At 50.1% G+C, this 12,692-nt stretch carries 12 protein-coding genes; 5 read left to right on the top strand and 7 right to left on the bottom strand.

Going from position 1 to position 12,692, the window contains the following annotated elements; translation table 11 throughout:
• Positions 1-43: 43 nt before the first annotated feature.
• A complete protein-coding gene (locus C8N40_RS08705; RefSeq protein ID WP_108211382.1) occupies positions 44-2,485 on the bottom strand; it encodes a T9SS type B sorting domain-containing protein in 2,442 nt (813 codons plus the stop codon).
• A gap of 122 nt (positions 2,486-2,607) precedes the next feature.
• The gene (locus tag C8N40_RS08700; RefSeq protein ID WP_108211381.1) at positions 2,608-3,144 is read right to left on the bottom strand and encodes a hypothetical protein; all 537 of its coding nucleotides are present in this window, start codon (positions 3,142-3,144) and stop codon (positions 2,608-2,610) included.
• Positions 3,145-3,391: 247 nt separating this feature from the next.
• Between C8N40_RS08700 and C8N40_RS08695 the strand changes: the two genes are divergently transcribed.
• Positions 3,392-3,859, top strand: coding sequence for a hypothetical protein (locus C8N40_RS08695; RefSeq protein ID WP_108211380.1), 468 nt, complete (start codon positions 3,392-3,394; stop codon positions 3,857-3,859).
• A gap of 125 nt (positions 3,860-3,984) precedes the next feature.
• Here C8N40_RS08695 and C8N40_RS08690 read toward each other — a convergent pair whose 3' ends face one another.
• The 3 genes from C8N40_RS08690 to C8N40_RS08680 form a co-directional block, all read right to left on the bottom strand.
• Entirely contained in the window at positions 3,985-4,416 is a 432-nt protein-coding gene (locus C8N40_RS08690) for a DUF2147 domain-containing protein (RefSeq protein ID WP_108211379.1), read from the bottom strand.
• A gap of 688 nt (positions 4,417-5,104) precedes the next feature.
• Complete coding sequence (locus tag C8N40_RS08685; protein ID WP_245905049.1) at positions 5,105-5,377, bottom strand: hypothetical protein; 273 nt, start codon at positions 5,375-5,377, stop codon at positions 5,105-5,107.
• A gap of 184 nt (positions 5,378-5,561) precedes the next feature.
• Positions 5,562-6,125, bottom strand: coding sequence for a C40 family peptidase (locus tag C8N40_RS08680; RefSeq protein WP_108211377.1), 564 nt, complete (start codon positions 6,123-6,125; stop codon positions 5,562-5,564).
• 267 nt (positions 6,126-6,392) lie between these two features.
• Here C8N40_RS08680 and C8N40_RS08675 point away from each other — a divergent pair, with 267 nt between their 5' ends.
• From C8N40_RS08675 to C8N40_RS08665, 3 genes are all read left to right on the top strand, one after another.
• Complete coding sequence (locus C8N40_RS08675; protein WP_108211376.1) at positions 6,393-6,812, top strand: hypothetical protein; 420 nt, start codon at positions 6,393-6,395, stop codon at positions 6,810-6,812.
• 81 nt (positions 6,813-6,893) lie between these two features.
• The gene (locus C8N40_RS08670; RefSeq protein WP_342749959.1) at positions 6,894-8,717 is read left to right on the top strand and encodes a M61 family metallopeptidase; all 1,824 of its coding nucleotides are present in this window, start codon (positions 6,894-6,896) and stop codon (positions 8,715-8,717) included.
• Positions 8,718-9,066: 349 nt separating this feature from the next.
• The gene (locus tag C8N40_RS08665) at positions 9,067-9,561 is read left to right on the top strand and encodes a hypothetical protein (protein WP_108211374.1); all 495 of its coding nucleotides are present in this window, start codon (positions 9,067-9,069) and stop codon (positions 9,559-9,561) included.
• On the opposite strand, the gene C8N40_RS08660 is transcribed toward C8N40_RS08665, so the two are convergent.
• Positions 9,541-10,965 carry a Glu/Leu/Phe/Val family dehydrogenase gene (locus tag C8N40_RS08660; RefSeq protein ID WP_108211373.1) on the bottom strand — a complete coding sequence of 475 codons (1,425 nt, stop codon included), beginning with the start codon at positions 10,963-10,965 and terminating at the stop codon, positions 9,541-9,543. The genes C8N40_RS08665 and C8N40_RS08660 overlap by 21 nt on opposite strands.
• Positions 10,966-11,248: 283 nt before the next feature.
• Here C8N40_RS08660 and C8N40_RS08655 point away from each other — a divergent pair, with 283 nt between their 5' ends.
• Positions 11,249-11,728 carry a hypothetical protein gene (locus C8N40_RS08655; RefSeq protein WP_108211372.1) on the top strand — a complete coding sequence of 160 codons (480 nt, stop codon included), beginning with the start codon at positions 11,249-11,251 and terminating at the stop codon, positions 11,726-11,728.
• A gap of 86 nt (positions 11,729-11,814) precedes the next feature.
• Here the strand turns inward: C8N40_RS08655 and bamJ are convergent, their stop codons facing one another.
• Entirely contained in the window at positions 11,815-12,414 is a 600-nt protein-coding gene (gene bamJ, locus C8N40_RS08650; protein ID WP_108211371.1) for a BamJ family beta-barrel-assembly machinery protein, read from the bottom strand.
• Positions 12,415-12,692 lie beyond the last annotated feature (278 nt).

The raw sequence follows: 12,692 nt of genomic DNA, 5'->3' as shown, positions 1-12,692 counted from the left end.
AATTTCATAGCTAAGGCAGAGTAGTATCTTATGCTTTAGCCACTTAGCCAGCTGAAAGTTGCGAAATGCAGGAGATTATTAGACAGTCTGACGTGGCAGTGCAGAACTCCGGTGGCAGGTTCGGGATGTAAAAGAAGTCGTTTTTGCCGTCGCCATTCGGGGTAAAGATGTTGGGGGGAACATAATCGCCAATCTTAGGCGCCTCTACGCGGAACTCCATCGTCAGGCGCTGCGGGTTGGGGTCGCAGGCATCCTCCTGAAGTATAAAATTAACCCGTACCACTTCCTGTAGGGCCGCCGGACAATTGGCTACCCACGTGAACTTGCCCTTGGCTTCCCCAGTTCCGCCGGTGGCCGTAAACTGCATGCCATAGTCTGCCAGGTTAAAGCCATCCCCCTCAGCTGACAGCACCAGGTTGTTCAAGTCCAGGTCCAGGCCATCTAGGTTGGCTTCAAAGACATCGTTCAGCTTCAGGCTATACACGGCCGCTGTTTGGTCGGAGGTAAGTGTGGGAGGCGTATTAGGTGCTTTTATGACAAACTCCAGTGTCAGCTCTTTATCCGGGGATGCGTCGCAGGCGTCCTCGTTAAGTATAAACTTCACGCGCAGGTTGTTGTTCCGGAAGGCCTCGCAGGTGGGCGTAAAGGTAAAGACACCATCAGCTGTGCCGGCACCTCCGGTGCTGGTAAAAAGCATGCCGAACTGTTCCAAGGTATACCCCTCTACACTCGCCGACAGAGCAAGCATGTCCAGATCGATGTCTCTGCCAAGCAGGTTTGCTGTAAAAGGCTGGCCGACTTCTAATTCGATGGTACTTTCTTGCTGATCCGAGGTCAGGATTGGCTGGTTGTTGTTGGATTTGGGCCTGACCTCGATCGTTTCCTTACGGATCAGCTCCTGCTCACAAACACTGCTCCTGACGACAAAATCTAAAGTATAACTTTCCTTTTTGAGCGTTTCGCAATTAATTTCCCAGGAGAAGGGGGAGGATACCTGCCCGATGCCGCTTCCGGGGGTAAAGCTTATCTGCTGCGAGCCCAGATCAAAATCGACGCCTTCGGCAGTTAAGAACACCTCGTCCTTATCCGGGTCAATCCCCAGTACATCAAAGCTCAGCACATCGCCCTGCTCTACCTCGAAGACGCGCCGGTTGGTGGAGAGCGAAACAGCAGGTGGCGCATCGGGGAGCGGGTCAATCACAAAGCTTACGCGCACCGTGTCCTGGCGGGGCAGGCTGCACCCATCGTCCTTTGCGATAAACTCCATCTGGTATACTTTTCCCTCTGTGTTGAAGCACTCCGCAAAGCAGACCGTGGCGCTCAGGGTATCCTGGGTTGTTCCCTGGTTTATAATACCTTTGGTAGTGCCACTAAAAGTATAACTCGATGCCGGGAAGTTGATGGGGCGTGCACGCAGTTCCACATACTCACTCAGGTCCGGGTCGGTGAATTTGATGTTGAGGCAGCGCTCGGTGTCGCTGGCGCTGATATGCAGTACCTGGCCCTCCTTGTACAGGCTTCGCTGGCCTTGCTGCTGCACCACCACATTGGGTGTTTGGTTGCGCGGGCAGTCCAACACAAGCACCTGGAAATCGCGCCGCACCTCGCCCAGCTTCACCCCATCCCGGTACTCCTGCACCCGCACCCCGAACACGTAAAGCCCCTTTTGTGCCGGGCGCATCGTCAGCATGCCGGAATTGGCCTCGATGTTGATGGCCGGTGTGCCCGGAATCTGGTTGGTAGTGTTGTAGCCCGCCTGCCATGCAATAGTGGGGTAGGGCGAGGGCATGGGGTTGTTGAAGTAGACCGGGGGAGTGGTGTTCAGGTCGTAATAAGCCGGCAGGTTGGCGTTGGTGTAGCCATTCAGCGGCGTGACCATGTCATATACCAGCGAGTCGCCGTCGGGGTCTGTGCCGTTGAACTCGAAGTAAAACATCTCGCCCACGCAGGCATAGTCGCTGAGCGGCGGGAAAAGGATAGGGGACGAGTTCTGGAAGAATAGCCCGTTTTTTACGACGGGCGGCATCTCCATGTAAAACACCTGGGCGGCATCCTCCGGGCGTACGATGTTATTGATGGTGCGGTTCCGGCAACAGCGCTCCCAGGTAATGTAGTAACCGCCCGGTTCGTTAAAGATGCCGGGGTCAAGGTACACGTTTGCATTATAGATGATCTTATCTGTTACCAGCTCGCCAACGGTGCAGTCAATATTGGTGTAGGGCACGCGCGCGCTGGAGGCAAGGTTTAGGGTAAGGCGGCCGACATTGCGGTTGGTTGTTTTGCTGAAGAAGTTCACCGAAACGTAGCCGTCCCTGGCCCCGACACTTCCATTCACCACGTCAAAGTATAAATTAAGGCTGAGCTTGTAGTTGTACCCGCTGATGTGCTGCAGCTCGAACTCACCACCCACAATATGCGTTGCCCGGGCAGGGAAAACAGCGGCGCAGAACAGGAAAAGCAGGAGAGAAAGTAGGTATCGCTGCATAGGCCTGGCTTGTGGTATGGTATGATTCCAGCTTGTATATTATCTGTTATAACAAATATTTATACTTGTTATCAGAATAGTATACTTGCGCCTGCGCTATGCTGTTGCTTTGCCCCCTGTTTTTATTTTTGCCGTTCTTCCCCCGGCCTCAGCACTTTTTCCAACAACTCCTCGAAAAGCAGTGGCCTTGAAAAGTGAGGATCCTGGTAGGTGTTTGCCATTAACCGGATATAGCCGGGCTTGTTTTTCAGCCGCATGTAGTCCAGCAGTACATTGCCGTAGCGCTGGTTGCAGAGCTTTGTGCCCGGCACGTCCTCAGGGAGTGGCACCAGCAACAGCTTCTCTATATGTTGCTCCTTGCACTCCAGCTTGTTGCCGCTCCGCAAAGTATAACCCTGCTGTAGCACGCGGTCTTTCAGGAGCTCAAACAGAAAGCTGAAGCTGTCGGGCCCTATCCGTTCGTCATAGAAAAAAACAACTCCCTTAAGGTTGTCGGTGCAATGCAGCTCTACCTGGTAAGGCGTAGGCAGCCCGGCCATCTTGTAATGGTAGGAGGTAAAGAACGGCCCCGTCCAGGAAAGGTATGTCTGGTGGTGCAGCCAGCTCCGGTAGGAAGCATCAAATTTGGCTGAGCGCTTTCTGGCACTACACCGGATCATTTTCTTTCCCCGACCCAACAAACGCTTAAAAAAATCGTTAAATGGCATCTGAATAATTTATCTCATTAACATAGATCATCAGAAATAGTTTTTTGATTGCCACCACTGCTGGTTTTGTAGAAAACCGGAAGCTTATACGCTTTGATAACAATAAAATGCCTTAATTAACGATTTACGGACAGTGGTATGGTACCGCCTGGCCCTCTACCGCATGGGGTAACCATTCTGCTGCAAACCCAGAAACCCAATGGAAATACTGACACAAGAACTTGAAACTAAGAAGCGGCTGCTACAGGAGAGTAACAAGCTGCTGAACGCGCAGATTAAGGCTGCGAAGGACGCGATGGATGAGGCACAGGAGAGTGCGAATGACCACCAGGGAGCTATGGAGGATAAATTTGAGTCGTTCCGCGAAAACTGCCAGATCCAGCGCGACATGTATGCGCGCCAGCTGGACGAACTGATTACCGTGCAGAGCGTGCTCCGCCGTATCAATGCCACCAAAACCAATCATGATGTTTCGTTGGGTGCTGTGGTCATCACCGAGCTGCAGAACTACTTTATCGGCGTGAGTTTAGGGGAGATAAAGCTGGAGGGGGAGTCGTACTACGCTATTTCCGGTATGTCGCCGGTGTTTAAGGCTATGATGGGAAAAACTGCGGGTGAAACCTTTAGTTTTAGAGATAAAACCTATAAAATATTGCAGGTATTCTAGATTGCACTAATTTTTACACAAACATCTAAAACCTCCAACGCCTTTTTATAGTTAAAAGGCTGGTAAAGGGTTAATAAAAAGGGTTAGCTGCCTGGCTAACCCTTTTGCCTTTTTATACTTTTATCTTACTCTACGCGCGTCCAGTGCTGGGTCCGGCCGATAATAGAGATGCCGATGTAGCCTTTTACCTCCATCTTGTCTTTGCTCACCATTTTCATGTAGCAGCTATAGGTCTTGCCGCTCTCCGGGTCGTAGATGGTGCCCTCGTCCCACTTGTTGTCCCCGTCATACTCAAAACCCTTCATGAAAGGCAGCCCGATCAGGGGTTTGTTGCGCAGGCTTTTATCAGGGTTGTTCTCGTCCAGCTTTGGCTTGCCGTTGCGGAGCGGTTCTTTCAACGACACGATTTTGCCACACAGCTTGTCACCACATTTGTAGATCTCAAACTTAGCCTTTCCTTCTTCATTCGTCCAGATACCGATAGGCGACAGGCTCTGCGCCCACGCGGCGGAGCTGAGGAACAGGAGCATTACCAGGGTTAGGAGGTGCTTTTTCATTTAATTCCGATTTGTTTGTTCGTTTGCAATGTAATATAGTAAAAATTACCTATCCTGATGCTTCTTCGGATTAGAAAAAATAAGCAGGGATTCTGACAGATTAAGAAAAATTTATACATCCAAACAGTTCAAAGCACAAGATTCGCACCAAGTTGTCTGTCAGGTGGTTGTGGCGCACCTGCTGATGGCCGGGGGGCAGGCAGCTCGAAAGGACTAAAGTTGAAGTGCAAACTTTGTGAACTATTAATCGTTTTTTTATCTTTATATGCAAGTGAGTGGCGAGTGCCACGGCCTTCCAGCCAAAAACTGGCTCATGTAGTGCAGCGGCAGCTGGAGGTTTATGTCGGACTAAAGAGAAAGGAGGTGCTATGTCTAATCCATCGGTCGTCTTAGTAAGCCAAGGTAATAATGTTCACGTAAAAGGTGAGCTGGCTTAGTAAGCAGTACGAGCTACTGCTTACGCAGATAGCGATTTACCTTTGGTCTTCTTAAGAGATGGTAAACTGAAAAACAGGGCACCGCTTACTGAGAAATTGAAGGATTCTGAAACACCTGGTGTAACTTGACGGGCTACATCAGGTGTTTCTTTTTTTATCGATGCCTGCTTCTAAGTATGGCTACTACCCCAATATACTACTGCCCCGTTCTTTCAACTCCAAACCTCTCTAACTCCTCAACTCCCAAACTCCTAAAGGTCATCTTTATAGATGTTGTTGTTGCGCAGGCGCCGCTCCTGTATAAAAGATCCGACATAAAAGGCAGCGGCAATAAAGCAGCACAGGGCCATCAGCAACAGGAGGGTATAATGCAGGTTCCAGGAGAATAATTCAGGATCTATCTGCCACAGCATAAGCAGGCCAGCCAGCAGTGTAAGCGCCGTGACCGTGTGGGCCACAAAACGGTTGTGCTTGCGCAGGTGGTAGGTACAGGCCAGCAGCAAAATGCCAAAGAATGTCGCCATTAGGGCAGAAGGGGGCCTGGCCGGATCGTTAAAGTATAGAATCAGCCCGGCAGTTATAAGTACCAGTGCGTTAAGGGAATTAACTACATAAGGATGTACCATGCTCAAAGAATTATACTTCAACAGGGGCAATGTGCCCCTGTTTGCATGGTTGTACGTGAAAACCCCGAAGAGTTATACTTGCCTACAGTACACGGCGCACCTGCAGAAAGCGTCCTTCATAGCCGCTTCCCTCCACCTGGCTGATTTTAACGCCTCCGTTGGATGAGGAGTGCACAAACTCAATGGTGTCACCGGGCTGTGAGATAACGATGCCGACATGGCCTGGCTCCCGTACCTGCGGGTTGGTGCCGGTAAAGATGACCAAGTCGCCAGGTTGCGCCTCGCTGCGGGATACCTGCGTGCCTTCATCCGCCTGCATGCGGGAAGAATGGGGGAGTTGCACGTCAAACTCATCGTATACGTGCGTGATAAATCCGGAGCAATCGAATCCTGCAGGCGTCTCGCCTGCCCATAGGTAGGGGGTTCCCATCAGGGTGAGGGCATAATCCACCAAGCGCGGTGCTGTTTCAGCTTCCTCTGCCTCAGCAACAGGCGGGGTCTCAACCGATGCAGAGGTTAGCACTAATGGTTGACTATAGTCAATTCTTCCCTCAGAACCGGAATGGACAAAATGCTGGGGTACAAATACCAGAAGAAGGATAAGCAGTGCCACCGGGGAGAGCAGGATCAAAACAGTTTTTTTCATAGCAGTTATTTGTTGATGCGTAACAGTAAATAAGAAAACACCATGCCAGTTTTACCTCATGCCTTTCTTGATGTTAAGCTTTAACACTGTTACTTACAGTAACATAAAGGCCGCAGCTAAAAGTTCTACCCTTAAAGTTTCTTCGTTAGGACGTAAAAAATGCACCTCTACGAAGTATAAACACTATAAAAGCATTAGGCAAGTATAAAAATAGTGGTATTTAGTTATAATTAACTAACTTTGACGTGCCGATTTATACGTATCAGAATGAGACTTTACAAAGCAAGTTCTTTGGTGATAGACTGCGACGAGGCGCTTAAAAAGCTTTACATGACATGCCTTAGTACGTTAGTATCCAGTGAGTTTAGGGAGGGGCTGATGGCAGCTTTGGAATGCGCCGAGAAACACCACATAAAGTTGTGGCTTCTGGATCTGCGTGAGATTGGAGAATTGGATGAGAAGGAAGAGGAGTGGCTTCACCGCTACTTCTTCCCGAGCATTATGGCAAAGCTTGGCACGGGCAATTATGTGGCCATGGTATTATCCGAGAAATGCTATAACATGCTGCTTCATGAGGCAGGAAAGTATGGCTTAAGAAGCTATAACGAAGTCATTATCATGAAAAACTTCTTTGATTTGGAAGAGGCTGATAACTGGCTTAATACCAAAGTCTCCCACCTGGCATGAATCGTTAACTGAGGTCAGGCTGCAGGCACGGCTATTTTGAAAAAAAGGCTAAATATCGTAAAATGCCTGTTTATTCAAATCATGCCTGACACACACATGCTCAAACAACATCCTGTTAAACTATCTCTTTTAATTGTTTTATTCCTTAGCTTAGGAAGCAGCTTTAAAGCCCTGGCGGCAGAGTTGCGCTATACCCTCTCCATGCCGGAACCACATACGCACTACTTTCAGGTGGAGGCTGAACTGAGCGGCGCCCGAAAAAACTACATTGATTTTACCATGCCTGTCTGGGCACCCGGGTCGTACCTGGTTCGTGAGTTCCCTAAAAATGTGGAAGGCTTTGCAGCTACCGACGGCAACGGCAAAGCACTGCGCAGCGAGAAAATTGACAAGAACACCTGGCGCGTGTACAGCAACAAAGCCAGTATGGTGCGGACCAGCTACAAGGTGTATGCCTTTGAGATGAGTGTACGCACCAGCTTTCTGGATGCCAGCCATGGCTACGTGAACGGCACCAGCATGTTTATGTATCCCGAGGGCTACGAGAAGCAGCAGGGAACGCTGGTGGTAAAGCCCTTCGCAGGCTGGAATGAAGTATCAACGGGGCTAAAGAGCGTTGGCAAGTTTACCTATACTTTCCCGAACTATGATATTCTGGCTGACTCCCCGATAGAGATCGGCACGCACGAGGTGTATGAGTTTACCGCCGCCGGGGTGCCGCACGAGCTGGCCATGTACGGCGGAGGCAACTATGAGCCTGAAAAGCTGATTGCCGACATGACGAAGGTAATCGAGGAGGCTGTGAAGCTGATGGGAGAGCTGCCTGTGGAGAGGTACGTATTCATCGTGCACAACCTGGAGCGCGGCGGTGGTGGCCTGGAGCACCTTAACTCTACCACACTGCAGACCTCGCGCTGGAACTACGGCACCGAGAGCAGCTACCACGGCTTTCTGGCACTGGTGGCACACGAGTACTTCCACCTCTGGAATGTGAAGCGCCTCCGTCCCGAGCCACTTGGTCCTTTCGATTACAACAACGAGAACTACACGCGCCAGCTGTGGGTGTCTGAGGGCATTACGAGCTATTACGATGATCTGCTGGTGCGCCGCGCGGGATTCTACTCACCCGAAAGGTACCTGGGCATACATGCCGGAAGTATAAACTCAGTGGAGAACACGCCGGGTAACAAGGTACAGTCGGTAGCGGAGTCGAGCTTCGACGCGTGGATTAAGTATTACCGCCGCAACGAAAACTTGAATAATGCAGAAGTCTCCTACTACACCAAAGGAGGGGTGCTGGGCAGCCTGCTGAACATGGAGATTATGGCCGCCACGCAAGGGGAGAAGAGCCTGGACGATGTGATGCGCTACATGTATGACCGGTACTACAAGAAGCTGAACCGCGGCTACAAGGAGGCCGAGTTTAAAGAGGCTGTGGAGCGCATCGCCGGCCGCAACATGGATGACTTCTTCACAAAGTATGTATACGGGACTGAAACGCCGGACTACAACAAGTATTTCGAGGCCGCAGGCCTGCAGTTAGTAGATACCAACCAAGGGGCTGTCGCCATTAATTGGGGAGCCACTACGGCCATGTCAGGCAGCAAACTGATTGTCCGCAGTGTTTCCAGGGGCAGCAGCGCCTGGGACGGAGGATTGAACGTGAACGATGAAATCATCGCCCTGAACGGTTATCGTGCCGGAGACGACCTGGAGCGTCGGATTGGTAGTATGAACATAGGCGATACAGCCGAAGTTCTCATCTCCCGCGATGGAAAGCTACAGACACTGCAGGTCAAACTCATCCAGGACACAAGCGTGCGGTACCAGTTTGTACGCGTAGATAACCCGACGCCGCTGCAGGATAAGATTTTCAGGGAATGGTTAAACCTGAGCAACAGTTAATTTAAAGTATACTTTATTAAACAGCAGAGGCCGGGGTTGATACTTCGGCCTTTACTTTTTGCTATACCTCCCCTTAAGGTATAGCAGTGCGAATAAATTAAGCTCTACTACCAGAAGTATGCAAAGGAAGCAAGTATACAAAACTCCCCGCCATCAGTCATAAGCTTATACGTGTAGAAATACGGTAGTCTTTTGAATTGTACTTATAATACCAGAACAGCTATGACAGTGTGTTGTAAGTGTCTCTTAAGCAGTGATATGCTTTAGATAGTTTGTATAGGCTGGTATTGTATATTAATATTAAGTTAGGTATATTTCGAAATGATAATACGCAAAGTTTAAACGGCCTATGGTGATACACCAGACGACAAGCGTAACCATTACTTTCCGGCAAAAAGAGAGTGTGCTGCTGTTACAGTGGCTCCGCAAGCCGGATTCGGTCCAGTTGAAGGATACGTATATGCGCGCGCTAGCGTATGTATGCTGCAACCGGCAGACATATTACTTCTGCACCGACCAAAGCCTGATAGGTTCCCTTGACCGGGAACAGGAGGAGTGGTTAAACCAGGAGTTTTACCCCAAAGTATACGACTGCATCCAAGGGGAAATTTTTGCTGCCGTTGTCTTCAACAATGACCACTTTAAGGCGCTCGTCACCAATTACCAGGTGCCTGCCTTGCTGCCGCAGCAGCACTTCATCCAGTTCAATTATTTTACCAAGCTTCAGGAAGCGCTGCAGTGGCTCTCCGATATAAGAAAAGGCCAGGATGAGGCATTTCTTGCACCCCATACCGGCCTTCTCAGCGGTTCTAGAGTGTTTGCATCAAGGGAAAATTCCCAGTAGCTCATAACTTACCCCCACCTTCTCGATGGCTGTTATGAAAGCGGCGGTGCGTAAGCCCTGCGTTTTCTTCTGCATCATCACATCCCGGATTTCATGGTAGGCGTTTATCATGGTGTCTTCCAGGCCGGAGCGGACCAGGCTGATTTCGTCTGCCCCTTGCGTTAAAAACGCCCTTTCCTTTGATGACATGCTTTTCCCGGAGCTTGTCTCAATCGCGTTCACGAGCCGGCGGTAGCTGGCTTCCTCGGCACGTTTGCCCATACGCCCAAAACGCACGTTCGAGAGGTTCTTCAGCCACTCAAAGTATGAAACGGTAACACCCCCGGCATTCAGGTACAGATCGGGGAGGAGTACCACACTGTTCTTAAGCAGGATTTCCTCTGCCTCTCTTGTCACAGGCCCGTTTGCCCCTTCAGCTATGATTTTAGCCTTTATCCTGCCGGCGTTTCCGCTGTGTATCACGTTTTCCAGGGCTGCTGGCAACAGAATATCGCACTCCAGCTCCAGCATCTCTTCTGAATTCTCATAGTTCCTGCAGTCTTTGAAGTTGAGGATGGAGCCGTTTTCGCTGCGGTGCTTAAATGCTTCCTGCACGTCGATGCCGTTGTCGTTGTAAATGCCGCCCTCCCGCTCTGCAATACCTATAATCACGGCCCCGTCCTGCTGGCAGAAGTAGGCGGCATGGTAGCCCACATTCCCCAGCCCCTGCACAATGATGCGTTTGCCCTCCATCGTATTGCCGCTCAGGCCCCTGCCTTGCAGCATTTCCGTATCAGCCAGCAGTTCGCGTATGCCGTAGTAAATTCCTAGTCCTGTTGCCTCGGCACGCCCCCTGATTCCTCCCTGACCAACCGGCTTGCCCGTCACGCAACCCAGCGCGTTTGTTTCGCCATACTTCAGGGCCTGGTAGGTGTCGGCAATCCAGGCCATCTCACGGCTACCGGTGCCGTAGTCGGGGGCTGGCACGTCCATGCCCGGTCCAATCAGGTTCTTCTTAATGAGTTCGGCAGCGTAGCGGCGGGTAACCTTCTCCAGTGTTTTCACGGAGCTGGTTCTGGGGTTTATCTTCACGCCACCCTTGGCGCCCCCGAACGGCACGTCAACCACAGCGCACTTAAACGTCATGAGCGCAGCCAGCGCCTTCACCTCGTCTTCATCTACCTGCATGCTAAAGCGGATACCGCCTTTGGAGGGAAGTTTGTGGTGGCTATGCTGCACACGTATACCTTCAATCACCTCAATATTGCCGTCAATTTCTACCGGGAAGGATACTTTATACACGCTGTTGGTTGCCTTTATCTGGGCCAGAATGCCGGAAGGAAGCTTGGTGTAACTGGCCGCGTGGTCGAAAAACTGATGGACACTGTCTAAAAATTGTTTGCCTACGTTGGGTGTACTTGCCATACGATAGATTTTTATAGGATGATGGTTAGATGGTTTATGAACGTCTAATCTGTGTATTTGTTCGTTTTGCTGGTGGTAGGGGATTATTCAGCAGGGCTGGAGCAGCTGTGTCTGAAGCGCTTACAAATTGCGGATGTGAATTTTAATTATATATAATATTAAATGAATATAAATTCATTGCTTTTTAAATTAAAATCAGCCAACTTTACCAATATTAAGTTATAGGCTTGGTGTGCATGACATCTATACACGAGCTTTCTGAAATACATCAACCTTCACATATATGGATCGAAAAGTGAGTATCGGTAATGTGACTTTTACTACTGGGGAAGACGTGCAGGAACTATGCAGGACAGAGAAGCTCTTAGTGTGCTACAGTAGTGCTGAAGATACGCTGCTGATCCGGTGGGAGGGGAGCATTACAACCGAAGAGCTCAGGAGTGGGTATGAATTAATTATGGAGCAGGTGCGCAGGTTCAGGCCTGTAAAGTGGCTGCTCGATCTGCGGAAGCGCAGCACCATCCGCCGTGACGACCAGCGCTGGATTTTTGAGCAGGTTTTTCCGGAGGCCCTCATGCTGGTGGGGGATGATATTTTCGTAGCGGTTATACTTCCTGTTTTCCTGATGCACGACCTGGTAAGTGAGCTGACAGGGGATGAGTTGATACAACAGGGTAATTTAATGGTGATGCATCATTTTATGTACCCGGAGGAGGCACAACGTTGGCTCAATGAGATGTATTTGCTCAAAACAGGTTCCTGAGCAGCCAGAAAAGTATAAAAAGTATAAAAATAAAAGCCCGGGTTGTAACTACAGCCCGGGCTTTTGATTATAATGTAAGCTATACTTTATTTTACCTGCAGAAGCTCCACGTCGAAAATCAGCGTAGAGTGCGGGGCAATGGCATCGCCCGCGCCTTGCGCACCGTACGCCAGCTCTGAGGGGATAAACAGCCTCCACTTAGCGCCTTCCTTCATCTTCTGCAGCGCCTCAGTCCAGCCTGCAATTACGCCGTTTACCGGGAAGGTGGCGGGCTGTCCGCGGTCATAGGAAGAGTCGAAGGTAGTGCCGTCGATGAGGGTGCCGTGGTAGTGGGTGGTTACCGTGTCGGAGGCAGAAGGAGATTTGCCCGTGCCTTCTTTGATAACCATGTATTGCAGTCCGCTTGGCAGTGTTTGTACGCCTTCTTTTCCTTTATTTTCAGCCAGAAAATCCTCACCCGCTTTTTTGTTGGCAGTTCCTGCTGCATTCTGCTTCTGCGCCATCTCCTGCTGCAGGGCCATCATGGCCTCCTGCACCTCCTGCTGCGACAGCGAAGAAGGGTTACCAGCCTGTACATCTTTAAGGCCTTTCAAGAATGCGTCGGCCTCCACCTCAATGCCTTGTTTTATCAGGTTGGCAGCCATGTCGCGGCCAATGATGTAGCTGATCTTTTCTTTTAAATCCATTCGTAATAGTTTGTGCACCCAGGGTGCGGTTTAGTGTGAAAGTATAAGTATGGCAAAGCTACCATTTTTCAGCCCTTTGCCAAAGCATAGCGCTGCTATAGGTAGCATGAACAAAGAGGCTACTCCTGAAGTATAGAATAGCCTCTTTGTTTCTCCTCAGATATTTTATAAATACATATGGTAATCCTCGTTATCGAGGTCTATTCTCAGGTCTGGATGGTTAAGCCAACTTTTCAGGAAAAACGCTATAGAGGTACCAACCAGGAGCATGGACGAAA

The organism is Pontibacter mucosus (assembly GCF_003054055.1).
In the GTDB taxonomy this organism is placed as follows: domain Bacteria; phylum Bacteroidota; class Bacteroidia; order Cytophagales; family Hymenobacteraceae; genus Pontibacter; species Pontibacter mucosus.
This window is presented reverse-complemented; position numbering and strand designations above follow the sequence as displayed.